The organism is Arthrobacter sp. SE2, assembly GCF_058244265.1.
On the sequence record NZ_JBZAYA010000007.1, the window covers coordinates 145,900 to 168,640 of the forward strand.

Annotated in this window: 20 protein-coding genes; 10 read left to right on the top strand and 10 right to left on the bottom strand. The window is 58.4% G+C overall.

Annotated elements, in window-relative coordinates; genetic code table 11:
* Positions 1-101 precede the first annotated feature (101 nt).
* The gene (locus AC4CS3_RS11955) at positions 102-1,553 is read right to left on the bottom strand and encodes an O-antigen ligase family protein (protein ID WP_490783653.1); all 1,452 of its coding nucleotides are present in this window, start codon (positions 1,551-1,553) and stop codon (positions 102-104) included.
* A gap of 70 nt (positions 1,554-1,623) precedes the next feature.
* A complete protein-coding gene (locus AC4CS3_RS11960) occupies positions 1,624-2,913 on the bottom strand; it encodes an acyltransferase family protein (protein WP_490783743.1) in 1,290 nt (429 codons plus the stop codon).
* 542 nt (positions 2,914-3,455) lie between these two features.
* Here AC4CS3_RS11960 and AC4CS3_RS11965 point away from each other — a divergent pair.
* Positions 3,456-4,040, top strand: coding sequence for a YdcF family protein (locus AC4CS3_RS11965; RefSeq protein ID WP_490783654.1), 585 nt, complete (start codon positions 3,456-3,458; stop codon positions 4,038-4,040).
* Positions 4,041-4,080: 40 nt separating this feature from the next.
* Here the strand turns inward: AC4CS3_RS11965 and AC4CS3_RS11970 are convergent, their stop codons facing one another.
* The 3 genes from AC4CS3_RS11970 to AC4CS3_RS11980 are packed head-to-tail and all read right to left on the bottom strand — an operon-like array spanning position 4,081 to position 7,867.
* Positions 4,081-5,508 carry a dihydrolipoamide acetyltransferase family protein gene (locus AC4CS3_RS11970; protein WP_490783655.1) on the bottom strand — a complete coding sequence of 476 codons (1,428 nt, stop codon included), beginning with the start codon at positions 5,506-5,508 and terminating at the stop codon, positions 4,081-4,083.
* Between the two features lie 2 nt (positions 5,509-5,510).
* Positions 5,511-6,638 (bottom strand): alpha-ketoacid dehydrogenase subunit beta, encoded by a 1,128-nt coding sequence (locus AC4CS3_RS11975; protein WP_490783656.1) that lies wholly within the window; start codon positions 6,636-6,638, stop codon positions 5,511-5,513.
* Entirely contained in the window at positions 6,635-7,867 is a 1,233-nt protein-coding gene (locus AC4CS3_RS11980) for a thiamine pyrophosphate-dependent dehydrogenase E1 component subunit alpha (RefSeq protein WP_490783657.1), read from the bottom strand. The genes AC4CS3_RS11975 and AC4CS3_RS11980 overlap by 4 nt, the downstream gene beginning before the upstream one ends.
* A 171-nt stretch (positions 7,868-8,038) precedes the next feature.
* On the opposite strand from AC4CS3_RS11980, the gene AC4CS3_RS11985 reads away from it, so the two are divergent.
* The gene (locus tag AC4CS3_RS11985) at positions 8,039-8,503 is read left to right on the top strand and encodes an Lrp/AsnC family transcriptional regulator (protein WP_234748882.1); all 465 of its coding nucleotides are present in this window, start codon (positions 8,039-8,041) and stop codon (positions 8,501-8,503) included.
* A 4-nt stretch (positions 8,504-8,507) separates the two neighbouring features.
* Here the strand turns inward: AC4CS3_RS11985 and AC4CS3_RS11990 are convergent, their stop codons facing one another.
* From AC4CS3_RS11990 to AC4CS3_RS12010, 5 genes are all read right to left on the bottom strand, one after another.
* Complete coding sequence (locus AC4CS3_RS11990) at positions 8,508-8,642, bottom strand: hypothetical protein (protein WP_490783658.1); 135 nt, start codon at positions 8,640-8,642, stop codon at positions 8,508-8,510.
* A gap of 116 nt (positions 8,643-8,758) precedes the next feature.
* The gene (locus AC4CS3_RS11995) at positions 8,759-9,793 is read right to left on the bottom strand and encodes a glycosyltransferase family 4 protein (RefSeq protein WP_490783659.1); all 1,035 of its coding nucleotides are present in this window, start codon (positions 9,791-9,793) and stop codon (positions 8,759-8,761) included.
* Positions 9,794-9,797: 4 nt separating this feature from the next.
* Positions 9,798-10,157, bottom strand: a complete 360-nt coding sequence (locus tag AC4CS3_RS12000) for a hypothetical protein (protein ID WP_490783660.1) — start codon at positions 10,155-10,157, stop codon at positions 9,798-9,800.
* 890 nt (positions 10,158-11,047) lie between these two features.
* Positions 11,048-12,127, bottom strand: coding sequence for a glycosyltransferase (locus AC4CS3_RS12005; RefSeq protein WP_490783661.1), 1,080 nt, complete (start codon positions 12,125-12,127; stop codon positions 11,048-11,050).
* A gap of 5 nt (positions 12,128-12,132) precedes the next feature.
* The gene (locus AC4CS3_RS12010) at positions 12,133-13,605 is read right to left on the bottom strand and encodes a tyrosine-protein kinase domain-containing protein (RefSeq protein WP_490783662.1); all 1,473 of its coding nucleotides are present in this window, start codon (positions 13,603-13,605) and stop codon (positions 12,133-12,135) included.
* A 430-nt stretch (positions 13,606-14,035) separates the two neighbouring features.
* Between AC4CS3_RS12010 and AC4CS3_RS12015 the strand changes: the two genes are divergently transcribed.
* The 8 genes from AC4CS3_RS12015 (at position 14,036) to AC4CS3_RS12050 (ending at position 22,727) form a co-directional block, all read left to right on the top strand.
* A complete protein-coding gene (locus AC4CS3_RS12015; RefSeq protein ID WP_490783663.1) occupies positions 14,036-15,070 on the top strand; it encodes a glycosyltransferase family 4 protein in 1,035 nt (344 codons plus the stop codon).
* 82 nt (positions 15,071-15,152) lie between these two features.
* Positions 15,153-15,704, top strand: coding sequence for a DapH/DapD/GlmU-related protein (locus tag AC4CS3_RS12020; RefSeq protein ID WP_490783664.1), 552 nt, complete (start codon positions 15,153-15,155; stop codon positions 15,702-15,704).
* Positions 15,701-16,831, top strand: coding sequence for a glycosyltransferase (locus tag AC4CS3_RS12025; RefSeq protein ID WP_490783665.1), 1,131 nt, complete (start codon positions 15,701-15,703; stop codon positions 16,829-16,831). The genes AC4CS3_RS12020 and AC4CS3_RS12025 overlap by 4 nt, the downstream gene beginning before the upstream one ends.
* Positions 16,832-17,108: 277 nt before the next feature.
* A complete protein-coding gene (locus tag AC4CS3_RS12030; RefSeq protein WP_490783666.1) occupies positions 17,109-17,969 on the top strand; it encodes a glycosyltransferase in 861 nt (286 codons plus the stop codon).
* Positions 17,941-19,218 (top strand): glycosyltransferase family 4 protein, encoded by a 1,278-nt coding sequence (locus tag AC4CS3_RS12035; RefSeq protein ID WP_490783667.1) that lies wholly within the window; start codon positions 17,941-17,943, stop codon positions 19,216-19,218. The genes AC4CS3_RS12030 and AC4CS3_RS12035 overlap by 29 nt, the downstream gene beginning before the upstream one ends.
* Before the next feature lie 37 nt (positions 19,219-19,255).
* Positions 19,256-20,284: a GDP-mannose 4,6-dehydratase gene (gene gmd / locus AC4CS3_RS12040; protein WP_490783668.1), complete on the top strand. Its 1,029-nt coding sequence runs from the start codon at positions 19,256-19,258 to the stop codon at positions 20,282-20,284.
* Entirely contained in the window at positions 20,284-21,258 is a 975-nt protein-coding gene (locus AC4CS3_RS12045; protein ID WP_490783669.1) for a GDP-L-fucose synthase family protein, read from the top strand. The genes gmd and AC4CS3_RS12045 overlap by 1 nt, the downstream gene beginning before the upstream one ends.
* A 38-nt stretch (positions 21,259-21,296) precedes the next feature.
* Positions 21,297-22,727 carry a sugar transferase gene (locus AC4CS3_RS12050; protein WP_490783670.1) on the top strand — a complete coding sequence of 477 codons (1,431 nt, stop codon included), beginning with the start codon at positions 21,297-21,299 and terminating at the stop codon, positions 22,725-22,727.
* Positions 22,728-22,741 lie beyond the last annotated feature (14 nt).

Here is a 22,741-nt window from a genome sequence, read left to right on the forward strand (position 1 = left end):
AATCGCTGTGAAAAGTGCGCCGTACCTGACACGCACCTAGGATACTGCGCCGTTTCCAGCGGTCTTGAGATACGGCTCGCTGAGCTGGAATCAAGGAAACATCACGGCACTTTGGCCTCTTCGTCCTGAGCGCGACCTTCAGCTTCGGCGATTGCTGCTCGATTTACTAAATACGTGTATGCGCTTGAAGGTGCACTAGCCGGCGGCGTTTTTGGTGAGTGATCAAAGGGAACGTCCGGAACGCCGTCGACCCGTTCTTGGATGTACGCCGCAAGCCCCATGCTCAAAAGCAACAACGAGAACGCAAACCCCTTGTCCTCGATCATGGTTCCAAAGGGAAGGTTTGCCAGCGCCACAATCGCGAATCCAGTGACCGTCGTGTGCATGAAGGTAAAGCCGTGCAGCTTCGCCGATCTCCGTGAGGCGATGACGAAGGCGACCAAGAAGAGCGCGATCGCGGCTGCACCTACTATACCCACCCGCAAGGGCACCGCGAGCGGCGTGTCCAGGCTAATTGACGGGGTGAATCCAAGGCCTTTCCCAAACCATGGCGATTCGCCAATCCATTGGGCCGCGTAATAATACTGTTCGTTTCGCAAGGCGTATGACTGATCGGCTCCGGCGCTGCCGTCGAGGACTAGTTGCAACGCCTGTATCCGACTCTCAAGGAATCCAGGCTGGGAAATTACGGCATCGGCAACAATAGGGAGGACAACCAGAACCATCCCAACGACAAAAACGGACAGTCCGACAACACCAAATAGATTTACCCGCCGCTTCGCTTTCATCCCAAGCACGCCGATCAAAGCGAGAAAAACTATCAGGTTGGTCCGTGTTCCAGTGACGAGCATCGCGGCCGGGATGATGACGATCGGGATGAGCCACAAGGGGCGGACAAATCCGCGCGCATAGACTGCGCGGACAATCGCGAGAGCAAACCCGAGGGCAGGAAGCATTAGACTCGATACGACGAATCGACCGATCGGCAGGCTCGAGACCCCGCGGCGGTAGAGCCAATCTGAAGCGAATCCAATCGCTGCGACACAACCGATCACTCCGATCCATCTCATCACTACCCGCGATTTAGCATCCCGGCCGGCGTCTATTCCGATGATCGGCGCAAATGGAATCATCACATAAAAAATGCCCTGGCGGATCGTCATTGTGATGTCAACACCGGGGTTTGCCACTGTGCTCAGCATCAGGCAGGCGAAAACAATAAGCCCGATCGCCATTACCGGTCTAAACGTTGCAAACCAAGTTGGAGGATTGAGGAAGAGCCGAATGGACGCGATTGCCGCGCAGAAAACGAAGGCCCCAGCGTACAGGATCTTCTGAGGGCCGACGTCACTGGTCGATCCAAAAACTACGAGTCCACCGACAACAACAACAGCCACCCTGGCCCAGGACCTTGTTGCAACGACATATGCGATACCAGGGCCCAAAGCGACACCGATGCTGATCATCGGGTCGATCGCCAAGAAACCGGCCGAAACAAGAATCAGCAGGAACGCGACAGTCACCAGCCAGAATGACGACGACAGCGCGTTCATCCGTGCCGAAAGTACTTGCCTCAAAGGTCCCCCAGTCAGCCGATGCGTCAGCCACGATCATACCGTCCGCTCAGCGAGGTTCCACCACACGTGCTGGTTGAATCCGATGAGGACGGGTGCCCATTAGACGCTTTACAAGTCGCCTAGACGGCGATTCGAAAGTCTTGAAGACAACAAGGCTGAGTCCGACCATGCCAGCCATCAAGACCCAACCGGCAAATCCGGTCGGGTCAAGCAGGCTGGCGAGGTTCAATAACGGGACATGGATCAAATAGAGCGAAAAGCTTGCTTCACCAAGGACGACCAACGGGCCCCATGCAAGCCAAGATTTTCGTTTGGGTTGCACGGCGAGCGCCAGAACCAAGATAGCGAAGAAGGGCGTTAGGGGAAGGTAAGCAGGGTCGACTGGCTTCAACCACGAGATGACTACTAGCGGAATTAGCGAGCCAGCGAGCATCCAGGCGCGACGTGATCCTTGAGATGCCCAGGCTCGCCCGCCACGCAGGAACCAAAGACCGGCTGCTACACCTGCGACAAATTCAAACAAGTGAGTGACAGGAAATTGCGAGACAAGGAAGCCTCGTTGCTCGATCGGGGCTGCGGTACGCACCGCAAGGATGAAGAGGCACTGAAAAACGAATGCGACTCCCAGCAAAAGCGCCAGGCGTAGCACCGATGCTTTCCTCATGTATGCGATTAAGAACGGGAACACTGCGTAGAAAAACATCTCGCAACTTATGCTCCAGGCCGGACCATTCCACGGCTGGTTGAGGCGTGCGGCGGGAAGCCAGCCGGTCGTCATGGTTGCTTGAGCGATGAAGCTAACAACAAGGGCCACCGGGTCGGATCCCGTTAGGGCATACCAAGACGCGAGATACCCTGCGCCAGGGTTGAGGACGGCAACAGCAACACCAGCTGCCGCTATCGCCAAGGCAAGCAGAACGACCGGCAATATCCGGGCTATCCGGTTAACGTAAAATTGCTTGCGCTGAACACGGGTTGTGTCCGCGTAATTGAACGTCAGGATGAACCCTGACAGGACGAAGAAGAGTGAAACAGCCGTCCTTCCGCCGTCAAGGAACCGGAGGAATTCACTGGGCACAGTAACGATCCCACGTTCTGTGAAGTGCGAAAGTAAGACAGACAGCGCCGCAAAAAATCTCACCCCCGTAAGTGCCGGCAGTTTCCTATCGTCGTGAATCGTCGCGTCCGAAGTATCTCGCATTTCCACCCCCGTTGAAACCGGCCGTTTGCGCCAATAGTACAGGCCCAGAGGACCGAACATGACGGTTGAGTTACCCTTGCCGTTTCCAGCATGCATCCTGGTCTCACCCGACAAGACGAGGGACCGGCTTACCATTGCCAACTCGGAATACTAGGGCAGCGGCGGGTTGGCGCTCAGGACGCCGATTCGGGTCAGTACACCCTCATGAACTCCCAGCACCCCCAGCACTCAGTCGAACAAAAGTCCGACTTCAATGTACGGGGTACACGTTTCCCGCAGTACCGGCAGGTTCTATTTGGCATAAATAGCCGACGGAGCATCGCTAGCATGTCGAGACCTTAATCATTTGGCTTGGAGCAGGGCACTGCCCCAAGGCAATCGGAGGACGACATGGGGACTACGTCGACAAACGTAACCTGATGAAACGAGGCAGTCTGACGTTTCGGCCCGATCTTAACGATTCCTTTACGCGAGAGCGCTGGGAGTTCGCTGAAGGTGACCTGCAAGTAAACACCCAATCAACCTCACCTTCAGCTGTGGCAGCTCGCACGCTCCGCGGTCATACCCGAAGGGAATGACCGCGGATGGGGGCGGGATAGTAGTCTTGGATCTAGTGCAGCGCAGCCTCCTACATCCGCATTTGGTCAGAGGACGGCATGACACTTACTCACACGCCAATGGCAGAGACCACCGTGCCCAAGCGGACGTGGAGGCTGCTGTTCAGAGCTTTGGCTGCAACAAGTGGCCTAGTGATCGTCTGGGCCGTCACGGGCATTTTTCTTTACGTGGTGCCGCCTGCCGACGAACCCGCACACGCAGATGTGTTGTTCGTACTCGGACCTCCTGACCGACGCATCGGCTACGCCGAAGAACTGATGCAGCAGGGGTACGCGCCTACGCTTGCCGTCTCAAGCCCGGTCGGAAAGGACGGTAGATACGAAGCAGCCATATGTAGTGCCCACCGACCGTACCGGATTATCTGCTTCAACCCTGATCCTTTCACCACGCAAGGCGAGGCGCGGGCGTTAAAGGATCTGTCAAGCAAGTACGGCTGGAAAAGCGCGAACGTCCTTACGGCACAGTTCCACGTGACTCGGTCTCGGGTGCTCATCGGCCGCTGCTACACAGGCGACCTGCACATGGTCGCTGACCGGAGGGGTCTCCCGCTGTTCTCAGCGTCGAACCCCACCTACTCCTGGGCATATCAGTACGTCTACCAAACCGCAGCCTTCCTCAAGGTTGCGATTCACCAAGATTGCTAAGGTCCGAAGGGCTAGCCGGCGCCATTGGAGCAGCTCTGCCCTACAAATCCGCCAGCACCGTCCCAGCGTTCTCGATCGCGTCAGCAACATACCGAAGGAAACCCGCAGCCGTTTCCCCGTCACAAACCCGGTGGTCGAAAGCCAACGTCAGCTCGGTGACTTTGCGAATAGCAAGCTGGCCGTCCACCACCCAGGGCTTGTCGATGATGCGGCCCACACCAAGCATCGCTACCTCTGGGTAGTTGATGATCGCGGCGGAACCGTCGACGCCGAAGACACCGTAGTTGTTCAGGGTGAAGGTGCCGCTGGCCAACTCCGTCGGGGTCGCCTTGCCGTCACGTGCAACGGCGGTCAGCCGGCGGATTTCGGCATCGAGTTCGCGGGCGCTCAAGAGGTGGGCGTTGCGGACCGAGGGAACCACGAGTCCGCGGTCAGTCTGTGCGGCAAAGCCAAGATTGATGCCGTCGAAAGCGATGATCTCCTGCATTTCACCGCCGGCCGTATCCTCGGCCGTGACAAACCGGGTGTTCAGCTCGGGGAACTTTTTAAGCCCAGCCGTGACAAAACGAGCGATGAACGCGAGCAGCCCGGGAGCACCGTGCGGATCGCGCTTCTTGAGTTCTGCACGCATCTCAAGGAGCGCGGTGGCGTCAACGTCTACCCAGACAGTTGCCTCAGGGATCTCGGAGCGGCTGCGGGTCATGTTCGCCGCAACTGCCTTCCGTATTCCGCGGACCGGGGTGCGCGAAGCCACGGTCAAGCCTGTACGGGCATCCTGGACTCCGGTGGAAGGCTGGACAACGGCGGGCACCTCAACGGGCGCGGTCTCACGCGTGGCCCCGCCGATGGCGGCTTCAATGTCGCGGCGAAGGATGAGGCCACTCTCGCCCGAGCCAGGCACGGCGTCCAGTGAGACCCCATGGTCCCGGGCCATCTTCCGTACCAAGGGAGAAATCACGGCAGAGAGCTTCCCTGGAATCCGCGTGCGGGACAACGAGAGGTCGGCGAAGTCGGGGGCCGGTGTCACAGCAACAGCAGAACCAGCAGACGCCTTCCGCGGCCGGGTGCGGCGAGCTTCGCCACCTCCGGATGTGCCATAGCCAATGAGGACGTTCCCGGATCCGGCTTTCTCTTCGGTCCGGTAGGTTTCGGCAGCTACGGCAGCAGCGGGTGGCTCGGAGACCTCTTCTTCCACGGGCTTGGGCTCAGCAACCGAAGCGCCAACAGGAGCCACCGAGATCAGGGGCTTCCCGACGTCAAGCGTCTGGCCGGCTTCGCCGTGCAGCACGCAGACGATGCCTGCGTACGGCGAGGGCACCTCCACCATGGACTTGGCGGTCTCAACTTCGGCAATCGGCTGGTCCACGCGGATCTCGTCACCCACGGCAACAAGCCAGTTGACGAGTTCGGCCTCAGTGAGACCCTCGCCCAGGTCCGGAAGCAGGAACACCTGCATTTCTGCGCTCATGGTCAGTTCTCCCATTGAAGGTCGTCAACGGCGTCGAGGATGCGGTCGACGCTTGGCAAGTAGTAGTGCTCCAGCTTCGGAGCCGGGTACGGGACGTCGAAGCCGGTCACGCGGCGGATGGGCGCGGCCAGGTAGTGGAAGCAGCGCTCCTGCACCCGGGCGACGATTTCGGAGGACACGGAGGCGAAGCCATGAGCCTCGGCGATGACGACAGCGCGGCCGGTCTTGCGCACCGATGCGCAAATGGTTTCGTCGTCGAAGGGCACGATCGAGCGGACATCAATCACTTCGAGGCTGCGGCCCTCTTCAGCGGCCGCAGCGGCAGCGGCGAGCGCCGTTGGGACCGAGGGGCCGTAGGCGATGAGCGTTGCATCAGTTCCGGGACGCGCGACGGCGGCGCGCCCCTCGCTGCTGGATCCTGTCTCAGCGTTCGTGGCGTGCTCGGCGCGCAGAGCGCCCAGGTCCACCTGGTCTTTGGACCAGTAGAGCTTCTTTGGTTCCATGAACATGACGGGATCATCGGAATCTATGGCCTCGCGGAGCATGCGGTAGCCGTCCGCAACGGTCGCCGGCGTGTAGACCTTAAGCCCTGCGGTGTGGGCGTAGTAGGACTCGGACGAGTCACAGTGGTGTTCCACGCCGCCGATTCCGCCGGCATACGGGACGCGGATGACCATGGGCAGTTTCACAGCACCCTTGGTGCGGTTGTGCATTTTGGCTACGTGGCTGACGATCTGTTCGAAGGCCGGGTAGGCGAAGGCGTCGAACTGCATCTCAATCACAGGACGCATTCCGTTCATGGCCATACCTACCGCCATGCCCACGATGCCGGACTCGGCCAACGGGGTGTCGAAGCACCGCCGCTCTCCGAATTTGGCCATGAGGCCGTCGGTGATCCGGAAGACGCCACCCAGGCGGCCAACGTCTTCGCCGAATACCAGAACTGAGGAGTCGGCCTCCATGGCGTCTGCCATCGCGGTGTTGAGCGCTTTGGCCATGGTGATGGTTTGTGGACCGGTGGCTTCGGCGACTGCTGCTGCGCTGGCTGCCGCGCTGGCGGTGGCGGAGCTGACGTCGCCGGTTGCGGCGTGCTCCGTGGCCTCAGAGGATGTAGTGACGGCGGGGCTCATTTTCCTGCCTCCTTCTGGCTGGATGCCTCACGGGCGAGTTCATCGGCGAGCAGGGCGGACTGCTCTTTCAGTTGCGGAGTGGGGGTGGAGAAGACGTAGCGGAACAGGTTCTGCGGGTCTACCGGTACGTCCTCACCTAGGCCTTCGCGAAGCTGCGACGCAATGGCTTCGGCCTTTGCTGCGATTCGGGTGGAACCGTCTTTGTCGAGCAGTCCACGATCGGTGAGGTAAGCCGTCATGCGGCTGATGGGGTCCTTGGCGGTCCATTCGGCCACTTCGCTGTCCTCGCGGTAGCGGGTGGCGTCGTCGGCATTGGTGTGGGCCTGCATGCGGTAGGTGTGGGCCTCGATGAGGAGCGGGCCGGAGCCTTCTCTGGCCAATTTCACGGCCCGGTCCAGCACTGCGAGCAGCGCGACCAGGTCGTTCCCGTCCACGCGCTCACCGGCCATGCCGTAGCCGACGGCCTTGTGCGCCAGTGACGGTGCCACAGACTGTTGACTCAGGGGGACTGAGATCGCGTACTTATTGTTCTGTACGAAGAAGATGACGGGCAGGTGGAAGACGGCCGCGAAGTTAAGGGCTTCGTGGAAGTCCCCTTCGCTGGTGGCACCGTCGCCGCACATTGCCAGCACCACGGTGTCTTCGCCGCGGAGTTTGGCCGCATGGGCAACTCCGACGCCATGGAGAAGCTGGGTGGTCAGCGGCGTGCACTGGATACCGACCCTGTGCTTGGTGGGGTCGTAACCGCCGTGCCAGTCGCCGCGGAAGATGGTCATGGTTTCGACCGGGTCGACTCCGCGGGACATGACCGCTACGGCGTCTCGGTAGGTGGGGAACAGCCAGTCGCCTTCGCGCAGGCACAGAGCGGCAGCTACTTGGCACGCTTCCTGTCCATGGCTGGACGGGTAAACGGCCATGCGGCCCTGCCGGACGAGGGCGGAGTTCTGGTCATTGACGCGGCGCCCGACGACGAGTTGTTCGTAAGCAGCCATGAGTTCGGCATCGCCGGGGATGGGATATTCGTGACCGGGCTCCGTACCCTGCTCAGTTTCGGGCTTGAGCACGCCAGAAGGATCGACCATCTGGATCTGATGGCGGGCAGGCAGCATGTAGTCTTCCACGCTGATTCCGAACTTGCGCCGCACTTCGGAAGCTTGGTCGATGGCATCGGTGTCGTCCGGCCGAGCGTCAGCCAGACCCTGGGCCTCATGGTCCGCGGAGATCGTCATTGGTCCGTCCTTCTGTATCCACTATTTGTCACCAGTATGTTCCCTGGAGAAGTTTCGTATCCAGCTCTGGGCAGAATCGTGGAAAAGGTTGCCTGAAAACATTATTCTGGAAGACGGATTGCAAATGTGAGCTGGGTAACGGGCCCACGCTGTGGACGAATTGGAGATGCAATGGCCGAGGTCGAAGCGGATCAGGCAGAGGTTCCTCTTGACCAAGTGGACAGGGACATCATTGCCGAGCTGACGCGAGACGGCCGGATGTCGGTAACGCAGGTGGCGGAGAACGTCCACATCAGCCGGGCCCACGCGTACTCGAGAATTTCACGGCTGACGGGCGAAGGCGTGCTCACTAAGTTCACCGCACTCGTGGACCCCATCAAGGCCGGCTTGAAGTCATCGGCCTACGTCACGCTCAAGGTGCAACAGCACTCCTGGCGCGAACTACGCGAAGAGCTGCGGCTCATTCCGGAGGTGCAGCACATTGCGCTGGTAGGCGGGGATTTCGACGTCATCCTGCTGGTCCGCGCCACCGACAATATTCACCTGCGCAGGGTCATTTTCGATCAGCTGCAGTCAATGCCAGGCGTGCAGGATACGCAGACGTTCCTTGTGTTCGAGGATCTGGATACGCGGTAGGACGTCAGCGGGACAGAGCCAGGTAGACAACGCCTGCGGTGATTAACAACAAGACGATCAGCCCGGCGTACTTGAACCTTCTCCGACTGGTTTTTCGGTAGGGGTTGATGTCGACGTAGCCGCGCAAACTGTCCTCCATTTTTGATGTCCTTGAGAGCCCCCTGAATAAGTATCGGCCACAGACGGGCCAAGGTAAGAACGTTATGAACATCAAGAAGGCCAAAACCGCGAACATCTCCACGCTTCACGGAGTCCTCACCCAGATCCGGAGGCTCTCGGGTCAGCCAGAAGCTCGTCAAACAACGCCAAATACGAGTCTGCGCACTTCTCTATTGAGTATTCGCTTTGTACTCTCGGAGCGGCGAGGAGAGCCCGTTGAGCGCGAGCTGTCCAGTCGTCACAGACCGTCTGCAATGCTCGGAGAGCCGCCTCCGGATCTCCATCGGTGAAAGTCTCCGCTTCAATAGTCGAGGGCAATGTGGCAGCAACGGTCTGGGAACACACGATTGGAAGACCGACGGCGGCGGCTTCCAAAATTCCGATGCTGTGAGCTTCCCGATCCGCAGGATGGAAAAGTATGTCACCGGAAGTCAAGGCTGCGATCGGATCGGAAGTCGCGCCTTCATAGCTTCCGCTGGATCCTTTGAGTGAGTCTTCGTTGAAGAGAGACAGTAGGTCCGCTTCGACGCTTTGGGGGCCCCACCACGAAAGCTTCAATTCTGACCCATGGGCGGCCACCAAATGTGCAGTGCTCAGCCACAGTTCCGGATTCTTTTGAGCCGCCACTCGGGCTAGGGTTACCGCTTGACCCGGGACCGTCGCGTACCTGTTCTTCGGGCGGGCGTCGCTGCGGATCCCGTTCGGAATTAGTCTCACCGGAACGCGGGCGCCGAAGCGCAAAACATATTGGTCCGCTTGCTGGTCGCTAACCGCCACGATTGCGGCCGTCCGCAGCCGTGCCAATCTCTCGGCGAAATACAGCTTCCAATCAGCGAAATCGTCACCAGCGCTGTGCATCACTGCCACGACTTTCGTCCCCCTCGGTGCTGACAGCCTCGAGTAAAGACTCGGTAATGCGCTATGTGACACCACTATGTCGGGCTGATAGTTTCGCATCACCCTACTGAGCTCCCGTAGTCGAAGAACCCGGTTGGGCTGATTTGAGTCTCCGCCGTCAAGAAAGTGCGTGTGACACGTTATTCCTCGCTCGGACCATTCCGTGGCGAGTGCATCTGTCAAGGCTTCGGCACCACCGATTCTGGGGCTTAGCAAAACTTGAAGAATGCGCATCGGATCAAACCCTTTCGGGGGTTGCTTCCACGACCTCGGCACGCAGGCGGCCGAGCTTCGCGATCAGCAAAGTTGACATCGCCAACGTCAGACCCATCTGTGTGGCGGCCGAGGCAATTGCGGCTCCGGCCGCGCCCAAGGGTGGCGACACCAAGACGACAAGGGTCAATTGAGCGAGAATCGCGGTCACGGTAATTGCTGCGATCGGCTTGTCCAGACCGCGCGCTTGGAGGAACACGAACAGGGGCTGGTTAACCACGCTGAAGATCGTTGCTGCGGCCAGGATGCGCAGGACATCGGCGGATCCCGCGTAACTCGAGCCAATCAGGAATTCAACTAAGAAGGGGGCAAAGATCGCTGTCACCAGGCAACACAAAACCGCGAGGCCTAAGAGCCAGATAGACTTCCTTGCTGTCTTCCATGCCTCGGCGGCGTTGCGGGCCCCAGCTATGTGAGGCGCTGATGCGGAAGCAAAAGCGCTGGACAAAAGGCCCATGGGCTGCGTCCAACGGCTGACGGCGGCATAGATGCCTCCCGAACCAGCACCCGCCACCATCGTGAGTAGCGGAATGTCGAGAGATTGTGCAGTCAGTGCAACGTTGGCAACACCATAGTGACCGGACTCTGACCAAGGGTTCGTTCTAATCCAAATCCGTAGAACCGGCCGCTTCGCCCGAGGAGTCAGATTCCGGCACGTGAGCGCGGACGAGAGCCCCCCAACAACCAGTCCGAGCCACAAGGCCGACACGGCATGAACACCGAGCAACAGCATTAGGAAGAAAGCCAGTGCGGCCATTACTTTGTCGACTAGGACAGAACCGGCAACCAGATCGCCTCTGCCGAGCCCTCTCAGCGGGACTTGAAAAGACTGACTGAGTATCATGGCCATGGCGATGGGACCGGCCATCCACAGGGACGTACTAGGCAGAAGCGCGGCTGTTATCAGCGACCAAAGCGAAAGAGCCAACGCAGAATAGAACAACTTGGAGGCGAGCCGACGTCCCAAGACAACAGTATCCATTCGTCCAGCTGCAAGTTCCCTCACCCAGTAGGAATTCGTGCCGAAATCTAGAATCCCAACGGCGGTTGCTCCTACCGCGATCGCACTTACCGTAAGCCCAAACTCGGATGGTGCCGCTGACTTTGCGGCCAAGACATACAGCATTGCCGTGACTAGCTGTGCGACGCCGGTGGTCGCCGCAAGCGCAATTGCCTGTCCCCCGATATTGCCCCGTAATCTACGGGCAACGAACCTCATGTTTGTCCACCAAGCAGCCCGGAGGTGAACTCCCGAGTCGATGCCGACGTGCTCGGAGTTGGGCAGGGCGATCGAACCGCCCGGCCAAGAGAAGCGCCGAGAAGCCTCTCATCCAACGGTGTCCACTCGGCGCCTGGCCCAATATTCTTGCAATCTGCGCGAAGTGTCGCGGCACCTGCGGCCACGATTCGGGTTCCGGCGGCCATGGCCTTTCCCAGAATTCCACTGGGGCCCTCATTCGAATGGGCGAGGACTACGCAATCAAGTTCGGTAATGATCTGATCGAACTCAGCTTCCTCTAGAAGTCTATCGATCACGACGACGCGTCCACCCCTGGCGCGAATGCGTTGAAAGGATCCCTCGGCGCTCTCGAGAACGGAGTCACGTAGCTGCCCCGCGACCACTAATCCGACATCCTTGACGTTCAGCGAAGCTATCGCCGAGGCAACCAACGGTAGGTTCTTGCGTGGATCCACGTTTCCCACGACGCCAAACCAGAATATTCCAGATGGCAAGACATTCGCAGGTTCACCGACGATTTCATGCCTGATGAGACTTACAGGATCACGTGAAACGGGAAGTGCCGAGTGTCCCCGCCAAGGAGAGCTCTTCAGTACGCGGATCTGAACACGGGAGGTCCGATTTGCCCGCTGGAGCGCTATGCGCTTTGCAATAGTCTTAATCGTTGCAAGTCCGGGAACCCTCGCCGGCTGCCCCATTTCACGCATCACCAAAATAGCGATTGTGCCATGGCCAAGCCATCGGCCCACTTTGGCAATCTCGTATGCACAAGAGTCGCCATCAGGAACAACGACATGATCAATTTCCAGATCACGGGAGAGCTCCGCGATGGCCTCAAGTGAAAAGTCAGTCACCTGGTGAAGTGAAACACCCGAAGCAAGTTGCCCCACGTGCACCCGCCACTCGCTGCTGTTAACTGCACGCTCCGTAGTGGCTACGAAGACTTCATTTCCGTCCTCTATGGCAGCGGAGACCAACAAAGAGACGTAGTACAGGCGGTGACCGTCGGGGTTCCCCTCAACTACTAAGACGCGCCGCTTACGTGTGTCAGTCATCAGCGTTACCCGCGGACTCTGGGAAATACGGATGGCGATCTGACGACACTGCGATCCTCAGAATCCCGGTCAGAGACCCCAGAGTTGTCCATGGCGGTCCCTTCTGCGGATCGATTCAAGCCCTGGGACCCTTCGCTTCCGTAATACGTGTATGCGTATGCGTCCCCGCTCTTGGCGGGTACACGGTTCAACACGACTCCGAGTAAATTCGCGCCGACCAATTCAAGCGCACTGAGTGACTTCTTCAGATCGTGCTGCTTGATCTTCTGCGAACCAACCACCATCAACACGCCTCCGACGTGCTGGGCAAGGACCGCGGCATCGGTGACGGGAAGGAGTGGAGGAGCATCAATAATGACCGCATCAAACGCAAGTTCCAAGCGTCCGATAAGATCCTTCATCTCGTCGGAACCCAACAGCTCACTGGGATTGGGCGGAATTTGACCGGAGGTCAAAACATAGAGACCACCCTGACCCCATGACTGGAGGAGATCGTTAACGTCGGCCGCACCCACGAGGGCAGTAGTCAGCCCTGCGTTCCGGTCGAGTCCCAAGTATTCGCCGACCATCGGCCGGCGAAGATCGGCGTCGACCAGACAGACATTCTGGCCCGACTGCGACAACGCAATTGCGAGATTTGTCGCCGTGGTGCTCTTGCCTTCGCCTGGCAGAGAAGACGTCATCAGTACAGATTTGGCGTGGCCTGAGACATTTGCAAACTGCAAGTTCGTGCGAAGCTGCCTGAAGGACTCAGCCCGCTGGCTTTGAGGGCCGGCTTGTGTCAGCAGGGGCTTCTTGGTCGCGTCCTGGTCGAAAGCAATTCCACCCAGGACAGCCGAGTCCGTCACGCGCCGAACGTCAGCTTCGGTGCGGATTCTGACATCAAGTGCAGTCCGAAGAATCGCGGCCGCGATTCCTAGCGCAAGACCGATCACAATACCGAGAATCAAGTTCAGCTTGGGGTTGGGGGCCGAAGGCTGGGTCGGCGCTTGGGCGGGTGTGATGACCGAGAGACTCACAGGGGACGCTCCACCGCCTCTGGGTCGCTCCAGCTGGTCAACGGCTTTGATCAGGCTGTTGGCTATGGCCTGCGCCGAGGCAGCCGCCTGAGCCGGCGAGCTGTCCGAAACGGAAATGTTGATAAGGACCGTGTTCAGGTCGGTGCTGGCCTTCACTCTCTGGGCCATCTCGTCAGTCGTCACACTGAGCCCAAGACTGTCGATGGCCGGCTGCAAGACAATTGGCGTAGTCACCGTCTTGACGTATGACTGCACCCGGGCCTGGCTGAAGGAGTTTCCCTGTGCCAGCTCCGTCACGCTACCGGAGCTCTGAGTCGCGACAAAAAGTTGGGTATCCGCCGTGTAGGTGGGTTTAACCAGGAGCGACACACCTCCTCCGCCCAAGAGTCCCAAAAGCGTCGCCGCCAAAACCAGTGCCCAATTGCGGCGCAGAGTTAGAAGGTAATCCCTCAGATCCAAACCGTGTACCCCCTGTGTCGTTGAACTTCTGGCGTGCAGTCAAATTCGCCATCGGACGGAATGGTTCCAGCCATCGGCGCAATCATACCGGTTGGGCGAACCCGCTCGGGCATGGGCGACGCCGCGCCGCGATTCAGAAAACAGTCTGGGGTCGCGGGACTGACTACAATAATTTCTGTTAACTCCCCGGTTTCTTTTCAGTCCACTTTCACGATGTATCATCGGCCCGACCAATGGCTTGGCAATCGATCGGCTGCAGTCTGGCGCCGGATTTTGCCCGTATTGAATTAGAAGGGCGACTCAAGTCGTGAAGCATCGGTGGCGGCCCGCGGCCAGAAGCATGAACGCTCTAACGCGAGTACTTTGGGTGACGAACTTCGCGGCGCCCTATCGGACGCCCGTCTGGAATCGTCTGCGGACTGATCATGACTTGACCGTCGGACTTCTTGAGTCGAGAGAATCCCTCGCAGCTGATTCTCAAGCGAACAGAGGTGCGGACTGGCAGGCTGAGACCACGCCCAGCGCAGCTTTCGTTGAGATACCGACGTGGAAATTGAAAGCCGGCGAGGCGAGGTACTACGTGATCAAAGGGATTCTACCGATCCTCTCCGTTGGTGATCAAGATGTTGTGGTCTTCGGAGGGTGGGAATCACCGGCGTATTGGCTGCTTCTCTTAGCGGCCATGGTCTTCGGGGTGGGACGGGTCGGATTCTATGAAAGTACTTTGGCCACGATGAAGCATCCAAAAGGGCCCATCGCGTGGATTCGATCGTGCTTCTTTCGCCAGATGCATTCGGTCGTCGTGCCTGGGCCCGCAGCGCATGAAGCTCTGCTTCACATTGGAGTACATCGATCCAAGATTCTGGAAGGATTCAATGCCGTTGATGTTGAATCCTTCCATCAAAAGTCCGCTACCGCTGAATCCCCACAAGGCTCGTCCGATGGTCACCGCTATCTCTACGTTGGACAGTTAATTCGGCGCAAGCGTGTTGACTCCATTATTGAAGCTTTTGACAAAATTTCCGGGCCTGAGGACCAACTTACGATCGTTGGTTCCGGCGAGCTGAAGGAAGACCTAGCGCACCAGGTGCAGAGGCAGGGCAAGTCAGTTCGATTTCTGCCCTATACCGACAACGAGCAACTTCCTAAGTTGATGGCCAGGCACCAGACGCTTGTACTAGCTTCATCTGAGGAAGTTTGGGGGATGGTAGTAAACGAAGCCCTCGCGGCGGGCCTGCACGTTGTGGTCTCTGCCAATTGTGGAGTTGTTCCATCCGTGGAATCGATGCAGGGAGTCTTTGTTGCGAATCGCAGTCTAGATGACCTGGCCGCGCGCCTTCAGGAGTCCCGCGACTCTTGGAGCGGAAAGATCCCAAACCCTGAAATTTTGCAGTGGACTCCGGAGCGATTCGCAGACACGTTCAGCGACGCAATTCGTCAGGCTGCGGTAGCCAGCAGCCGCTAGCGCCTCGAAGTTGATAGGTTGGCTGCGTAACGCGTTAATCAATCGATTTTTTGTTTTCTCGGTCTCAACGAGGGGGATTCCATTGCCGATCGTCAGGCGACTCGCGAACTTCTCCGGTTCTGGATACAACAAGGGGCGTCCAAAGTTCGTTCAGGCCCTCTGGGTTTTGACCTCTGCCACCGTGGTTGAACGCATCTGGTGCCCTCCGCCGCTTCGGGTTGAAATACTGCGGATCTTTGGCGCCAAGATCGGACAGCGAGTCCTCATTCGCCAGGGCGTAAGGATCCATTGGCCCTGGAAGCTGGTGATTGGAGACGACGTCTGGATAGGTGTTGACGCCTGGCTGCTAAATCTGGAACCCATTGAGATCGGGTCCGATGTCTGCATCTCCCAGGGCGCGCTCATTTGCACTGGAAGCCACGACCCAAAATCGCCCAGCTTTGAGTTCGACAATGCTCCGATCCGAATTCACGATCGCGCCTGGATTGCTGCCCGGGCAACCGTTCTGAGAGGCGTGACAGTAGGCAAAGATGCCGTCGTCGGCGCGACGGCACTCGTCGTGAAAGACGTTCCGGCTGGTGGCCGGGCGCTAGCGCCGATTGCCAGGATCGCCGAAGAATCGCCTCGCCCATGAAAATTATTCAGATCGCGACTCTTGTAACTCCGGAGGGCGCCTATGGGGGCCCGATACGGGTTGCCATCAACCAGACTCGTGCGCTCCTTGAAGATGGACATGACGTGACCCTTGCCGCCGGAGCACTTGGTTTCGGAACAACCCTCCCAAGCAGTTTTGATGGAGTTCCCGTAAAGCTGTTCAATGCCAAGCTCATCCCCAAACTCGGCTTCGCCGGAACGATGTCGCCTGAACTGCACAGGTGGATCAGGAAAAAAGTTCACACTGCCGATGTATGTCATGTTCATCTGGGTCGGGATTTGCTAACCATGCCGGCCGCAAACGCCATCGCTCGCGCATGTGTGCCCTACGTCGTCCAGACACATGGCATGATCGACGCGTCCTCAAGAGTGCTATCGGGTCCCTTTGACCGATTTCTTACGCGCCCGGTTCTTCGGGGAGCGAGTCGGGTTTTTTATCTCACCGAACAGGAGCGGAAGGATCTTGAGGGCTTGGCGCCGAACTCGCTTCACTTCGCCAAGCTGTTGAACGGTGTTCCGGACTCCCCGGCGGAATCGGCGCAACCAGAGTCTGAAACCATTGAGGTTCTCTTCTTGGCACGATTGCAGGCCCGAAAACGACCGATGGTGTTCGTCGAAATGGCCAAAAGACTGCATCGGCGGTTCCCCCAAGCTCGATTCGTCATGGTGGGTCCCGACGAAGGCCAGGGCCAATCCGTGCGTGATGCAATCTCCGCATCCGGGATGAGCGAATTCCTCCGCTGGGAAGGCGCCCTCGAACCGGAACGCGTCGCGGAACGCCTGGCATGCTGTTCGATCTACGTTCTTCCGTCCGTCAATGAACCGTTCCCGATGTCGGTCCTCGAAGCACTCTCACTGGCCAAGCCGGTTGTCGTCACTGACACTTGTGGCTTGGCGCCCTTCATCGAGAGCGCCAAAGCAGGTTTCGTGGTCGGATCGGACACGGATACCCTTACCGATGCAGTCGCCCGTCTCATTGAAGACAAACTTTTGCGGCAGGAAACTGGGCGAAACGCCGAGGCACTTGCCAAGCGTGAGTTCAGCATGAGACGGATATCGAAAACGATCGTCGAAACCTATGCTCGAGTGGTGGCCAATCATGGATAGCCTGTCCCGACATACGAAGCGTTTGTCAGTGGTTATTGTCCAACCGTATGTTCCAAAGTATCGCTCGGAGTTTTTCTGCAATCTGATCAGCAGGTTGAAAGATAACCATCAGGTTGACTGTGTCGTAGCTGCTTCTTCCCCCCTAGGAGCACAAGCTGAGCGCGGCGATTCAATTGACGCTGAGTGGATCAGGCGCTACGACGCTCGACAGCTAAGCATCGGCGGTGTCACCGTCGGCTTGGGCGGTGCGAGAAAGCTCTGGAAAGACGCTGACGGCGTGATCGTTGGTCATCTGGGCTCGTCTTTGGATACCTATCTTGCGATCAATGACGCCCGCAGGGGACGCCTCAAAATTGGTCTTTGGGGCCACATCAAGCCATACGTCCAGGCCGGAAACCCGGTAGATCTGGCACTTGAACGTTGGCAATTGCGGCAAGCCGACCATGTATTTGCATATGCGCCGGGCGGCAAAGACTACGCGCTCGAAGCGGGCGTCCCCGGCCAAAACGTCACCACAGTCATGAATGCCACGGACACCTCCAAACTGGCCACAGCGAAGGAAAGGCTCAGTCCCGAGCAGGTCACCGAATTCATGGCCCTCCACGGTCTCCGACGGCACCGGACCTTGGCTTATGTCGGAGGCTTGGATTCCAGCAAGAGGATCGATTTTCTCGCCTCCGCCTTGGACATGCTTTGGACATCACAGCCTGATGTACGCGTACTTATCGGCGGAAAGGGCTCAGACGCCCACCTGCTTCAGTCCTCGGTAGACCGCGGACAATCAATCATGATGGGGTACGTGGGGTCGTCCGAGCTAGCAACGATCGGCGCTGTCAGCTGCGGGCTTCTGAGCCCAGGAAGAATCGGACTTGTCGCGGTTGATGCCTTGGTGCTCGGCGTCCCGCTCCTCACCACGGACTGGCCCTTCCACGCGCCTGAGGTCGAATTCCTTGTTGAGGGTCAAAGCAGACTGACATCCGCCAACGATGTTGCCTCCTACGTCGGACTGATAGAGGGCTTCTTGCGCACTCTCCCCGCCCACGGGCCTGAGACTGCACCGACGCAATGGAGCTATCCGACGATCGACAGAATGGTCGAGAATTTCACAAGTGGAATCACGAAAATGCTCGGCAAATGACATTAAGGCGCGCAAGGTCATGAGAATTACAATCCTTGGTCTCAACTACTCCCCCGAACCGTCCGGAAACGCACCTTACACTTCCGGCCTGGCTGAGGGGCTGCGGGAAGCTGGACACAAGGTCCACGTCATCACGGGATACCCGCATTACCCCGAGTGGAGGCTCCGGGATGGGTACACGGGGCTCACGTCCAAGGAAGAAATTGATGGAATCCAAGTGACGCGGGTACGCCATTTCATCCCAGGAAAACCGACTGCCCTCTCCAGACTGATAATGGAGTTGAGTTTCGGCCTGCGTTTGATACTGGAAAGTTGGCATTCCCCGGACGTCATCCTCCTCGTCAGCCCTGCTTTGTTCTCCTCCGGGCTGGCCCTCTTGAAGGCAAAATTCGGAACTCGCCGCCCAAGAGTTGGCATTTGGGTCCAAGACATCTACAGCCACGGCGTCGTCGAAACAGGGACTGGGGGACAACGGCTGTCCCAGGCAATGACGATGGTTGAAGGATTGATTCTCAGGTCTTGTCACGGGGTTGTCGCCATCCATGAGCGTTTCAGGGACTTCATGGTGTCAAGAGTCGGCGTCCCGGCTAGCAATATCCGAGTCATTCGAAACTGGACGCACCTACCTCCTACTCCGCCATCGGACAGAACCGCCATTCGGCACAAAATGGAGTGGTCGGACGATGACATCATCGTCCTCCACGCGGGGAACATGGGTCAAAAACAGGGACTTGAGAATGTGGTCGCGTCTGCCCGGCTAGCCAGCGAGAGGCAGAGCAAAGTCCGATTTGTGCTCATGGGCGACGGCAATCAGCGCAAGTTCTTGGAAGCGACAGCTCACGGGGTCCGAAACCTTGATTTTGTTGATCCCCTGCCAGGAGACGAATTCCAGCAGGCCTTGGCAGCCGCTGACATCCTGCTTGTCAATGAACGCGCCGGGGTCAAAGACATGGCCGTTCCCAGCAAACTGACGTCTTATTTTAATGCCGGAGTACCTGTGGTGGCTGCGACAGACGCAGGCAGCGTGACCGCATCAGAAATTGAAATGTCGGGAGGTGGCATAAGGGTTGACGCAGGTAATCCTGCAGCACTTCTGGACGCGCTGGAGGACCTGAGTTCAGATCACGATCGTTCCAGGGAGCTGGCCATCGGTGGGCTCGAATTTCGACAAGTCACATTGTCCAAAGCCGTTGCTATTGCCCACTATGATGAGTTCCTGTCCGGCCTTGCATCAGGGCGCGGCCGCTAGGTATCGCAAAATCTAATAACGCATCATGGGGGCAATTTTGACAAAGCGTGCATTCATCACTGGTATCACCGGACAGGACGGGTCCTACCTGGCGGAACTACTCCTCAGCAAGGGCTACGAAGTCCACGGGCTGATCCGCAGGGCATCAACCTTCAATACGGCACGGATCGACCACCTTTATGTGGACCCTCACGACGCCAAAGCGAGGCTCTTCCTCCACTATGGAGACCTCAGCGACGGCGCACGTCTTGTGACGTTGCTTGCCCAAATCCGACCCGACGAGGTCTATAACCTCGCTGCGCAGTCGCACGTCCGGGTCTCCTTCGACGAGCCGGAACACACTGGAGACACTACTGGTATCGGTACCATTCGCCTGCTCGAGGCCGTCCGAATGTCCGGTATCGAAACGAAGTTCTACCAAGCGTCTTCCTCGGAAATGTTTGGCGCCACACCGCCTCCGCAGAACGAAGAGACTCCTTTTTACCCTCGTTCTCCTTACGGTGCGGCAAAGGTGTATAGCTACTGGGTGACAAAGAACTACCGTGAGGCCTATGGGATGTTTGCCGTCAACGGCATTCTTTTCAACCACGAATCGCCCCGCCGCGGAGAAACCTTCGTCACCCGGAAGATCACCAGGGCCGTGGCAGCCATCAAGGCTGGCAAACAGGACGCCCTTTTCATGGGAAACCTTGACGCTGTACGCGACTGGGGATACGCAGCCGAGTATGTGGAGGGAATGTGGCGCATGCTCCAAGTTGACGAACCGGACGACTTTGTTCTGGCTACAGGCGGTAACTACACGGTCCGTGACTTCCTCCAAATCTCCTTTGAGCACGCTGGCCTGAATTGGGAAGACCACGTGCGCTTTGACGAGCGCTATTTGCGCCCTACCGAAGTAGACGCCCTGGTGGGTGATGCTTCGAAGGCACAAGAGAAACTTGGTTGGAAGGCAACGGTCCACACCCCGGAGCTGGCTCGAATCATGGTAGACGCCGATATTGAGGCTTTGAAGCACGCGGGCAACGATTGGATCGATGGCGTCGATCTCGATAGTTGGAAGAACTGATGTCAGAGCCCATCTCGTTCATGCCGGGCAGCCTTGACCGGGACTCGACTTTCTATGTAGCAGGACACCGCGGCTTGGTGGGATCCGCTATTTGGCGCAAGCTGGAAACCGAGGGGTTCACCCAGCTTGTGGGCAAGTCTTCGGCCGAGCTCGACCTCAAGGACCGCGACTCTGTCTTCGAGTTCTTTGCGCGGAGCAAGCCCCGCTATGTGGTGCTTGCAGCCGCGAAAGTGGGCGGCATTCTCGCCAACAACACCTATCCTGTGGACTTCCTCAGCGACAATTTGCGTATCCAGGTGAATGTTCTGGACGCGGCCCGCGAGCACGGTGTCGAACGCCTCCTCTTCCTTGGGTCATCCTGTATCTATCCGAAGTTCGCAGAGCAACCAATCCGCGAGGATTCGTTACTCACTGGTCACCTCGAACCGACCAATGACGCCTATGCGATTGCGAAAATCGCAGGCATCATGCACGTGCAGGCAGTTCGCCGACAGTATGGGCTCCCGTGGATATCAGCCATGCCCACCAACCTCTATGGGCCTGGCGACAATTTCTCGCCGGAAGGTTCACACGTTTTGCCTGCTCTGATTCGTCGTTACGACGAAGCGGCCAAGTCCAGTACACCCGTGGTCACCAACTGGGGCACCGGGTCGCCACGGCGTGAATTCCTGCACGTGGACGATATGGCCGCCGCTTGCCTGCATCTGCTGGAGAACTACGACGGCCCGGAACAAGTGAATGTCGGAACCGGGACGGATGTGACTATCAAGGAGCTTGCCGAGATCGTGGCAAGTTCCGTCGGTTTCTCCGGTGCCATCGAATGGGACACTTCCAAGCCCGACGGCACACCACGAAAACTGCTGGACGTTTCCAAGCTCGCCGACGCTGGATGGTCTGCTTCCATTGGTCTGGAAGAAGGGATCAAGGCCACTGTGGACTGGTACAGATCAAATTTGGCTGAAATCCGTAACTGAGAAGTCCAAGCGGCACTCAAGTTGAAATGGGGGACTCTTTGAGTCAAGAGGCAAACTGGAGGGCGCGTACTTCGCGTACCCTCCGAATAGTTGACGCCTTAGTGATCGTCTGGGCTGTTGCTGGCGCCTACAGCATCCGGTTCGGACTGGACTCGGGCGTTTCAATTTCTGGACAAGATTATGTTTCGTTGTCGATACTCCTTGCCATTACTTGGTGGCTCATGCTTGGGGCGTGGAACACGAGGCAGAGCCGGATCCTCGGCTCAGGACCTGACGAGTACAAGCGGGTAGCAGCTGCTTCCCTTTGGCTATTTGGTTTTGTTGCCATCTTCTCTTATGTCTTCCGGGTAGACACCGCCCGTGGATACGTCGGAATTGCCCTACCTGCAGGGCTCGGCGGTCTCCTTCTGGCGCGTTGGCTTCTTCGGCAGCACCTCAGCATCCACAGGCAGAAGGGCCGGCGAATGTCGCGGCTTCTGCTACTCGGAAGTCCTGGGGCAGTCATCCACCTCGCTGAGACCCTGGTCCGCGAGAAGCACGCCGGCTACACTCCCATCGGCGCCTACACCACAGGCGACTCCGCCCACTCTCAAGAACTGGCCGCCATCGGGCTTCCGGTACTTGGCCATGAACCGACGACGCACGCGATTCTCGACGCGATCGAACGGTGCTCAGCTGACGCCGTCGCCGTCACAGTGGGGATGCAGCTCAATCCAAGAACGCTGCGCCAACTTGGGTGGGAATTGGCCGAACGCAACATCGGTCTCATTCTTGCACCAGCCCTCACCGACGTTGCCGGACCACGCATCCACACACAGCAGATTGCCGGACTCCCGCTCATCCACGTCACCACGCCTAGTCTTGAGGCCGGTCAACGCGTCGCGAAACGATTGTTCGACGTGGCGGTCTCGGCTGGGCTGATTGTTCTGTCTTCGCCATTGTTGACAGTGCTGGCGCTCATGGTGAAGCTCGACACTCCTGGTCCGATCCTCTTCCGGCAAGAGCGCGTCGGGTTTGAGGGCGCACCCTTCAAGATGCTCAAATTCCGCACCATGGTGGCTGACGCTGAGGCAAGGCTCGCCGAGCTCGCTCACCGGAATGAAGGGAATGGAGTTCTCTTCAAAATCAGGAACGATCCACGCGTAACACGCACGGGGGGCTTCCTTCGCAGATATAGCTTGGACGAGCTTCCACAGCTGTTCAACGTTCTGTCCGGCTCCATGAGCTTGGTGGGGCCACGCCCGCCATTGCCCGTTGAAGTGGAGTCCTATGAACAGGACGTCCGGCGACGCCTTCTGGTCAAACCGGGAGTTACTGGGCTCTGGCAGGTCAGCGGACGGTCCAATCTCTCCTGGCAAGACTCGGTCCGCTTGGACCTCTATTACGTGGAAAACTGGTCATTGGCCGGTGACCTGATTATTCTGCTCCGCACTGCGAGGGCTGTCCTCACTGGGCACGGAGCCTACTAATTACCTCTGACGCA

What these genes read in the sequence shown, in the direction of transcription:
- AC4CS3_RS11955 (WP_490783653.1), bottom strand. Translation starts at nt 1,553, where the DNA reads ATGAACGCGCTGTCGTCGTCATTCTGGCTGGTGACTGTCGCGTTCCTG.
- AC4CS3_RS11960 (WP_490783743.1), bottom strand. Translation starts at nt 2,913, where the DNA reads ATGGTAAGCCGGTCCCTCGTCTTGTCGGGTGAGACCAGGATGCATGCT.
- AC4CS3_RS11965 (WP_490783654.1), top strand. Translation starts at nt 3,456, where the DNA reads ATGGCAGAGACCACCGTGCCCAAGCGGACGTGGAGGCTGCTGTTCAGA.
- AC4CS3_RS11970 (WP_490783655.1), bottom strand. Translation starts at nt 5,508, where the DNA reads ATGAGCGCAGAAATGCAGGTGTTCCTGCTTCCGGACCTGGGCGAGGGT.
- AC4CS3_RS11975 (WP_490783656.1), bottom strand. Translation starts at nt 6,638, where the DNA reads ATGAGCCCCGCCGTCACTACATCCTCTGAGGCCACGGAGCACGCCGCA.
- AC4CS3_RS11980 (WP_490783657.1), bottom strand. Translation starts at nt 7,867, where the DNA reads ATGACGATCTCCGCGGACCATGAGGCCCAGGGTCTGGCTGACGCTCGG.
- AC4CS3_RS11985 (WP_234748882.1), top strand. Translation starts at nt 8,039, where the DNA reads ATGGCCGAGGTCGAAGCGGATCAGGCAGAGGTTCCTCTTGACCAAGTG.
- AC4CS3_RS11990 (WP_490783658.1), bottom strand. Translation starts at nt 8,642, where the DNA reads ATGGAGGACAGTTTGCGCGGCTACGTCGACATCAACCCCTACCGAAAA.
- AC4CS3_RS11995 (WP_490783659.1), bottom strand. Translation starts at nt 9,793, where the DNA reads ATGCGCATTCTTCAAGTTTTGCTAAGCCCCAGAATCGGTGGTGCCGAA.
- AC4CS3_RS12005 (WP_490783661.1), bottom strand. Translation starts at nt 12,127, where the DNA reads ATGACTGACACACGTAAGCGGCGCGTCTTAGTAGTTGAGGGGAACCCC.
- AC4CS3_RS12025 (WP_490783665.1), top strand. Translation starts at nt 15,701, where the DNA reads ATGAAAATTATTCAGATCGCGACTCTTGTAACTCCGGAGGGCGCCTAT.
- AC4CS3_RS12045 (WP_490783669.1), top strand. Translation starts at nt 20,284, where the DNA reads ATGTCAGAGCCCATCTCGTTCATGCCGGGCAGCCTTGACCGGGACTCG.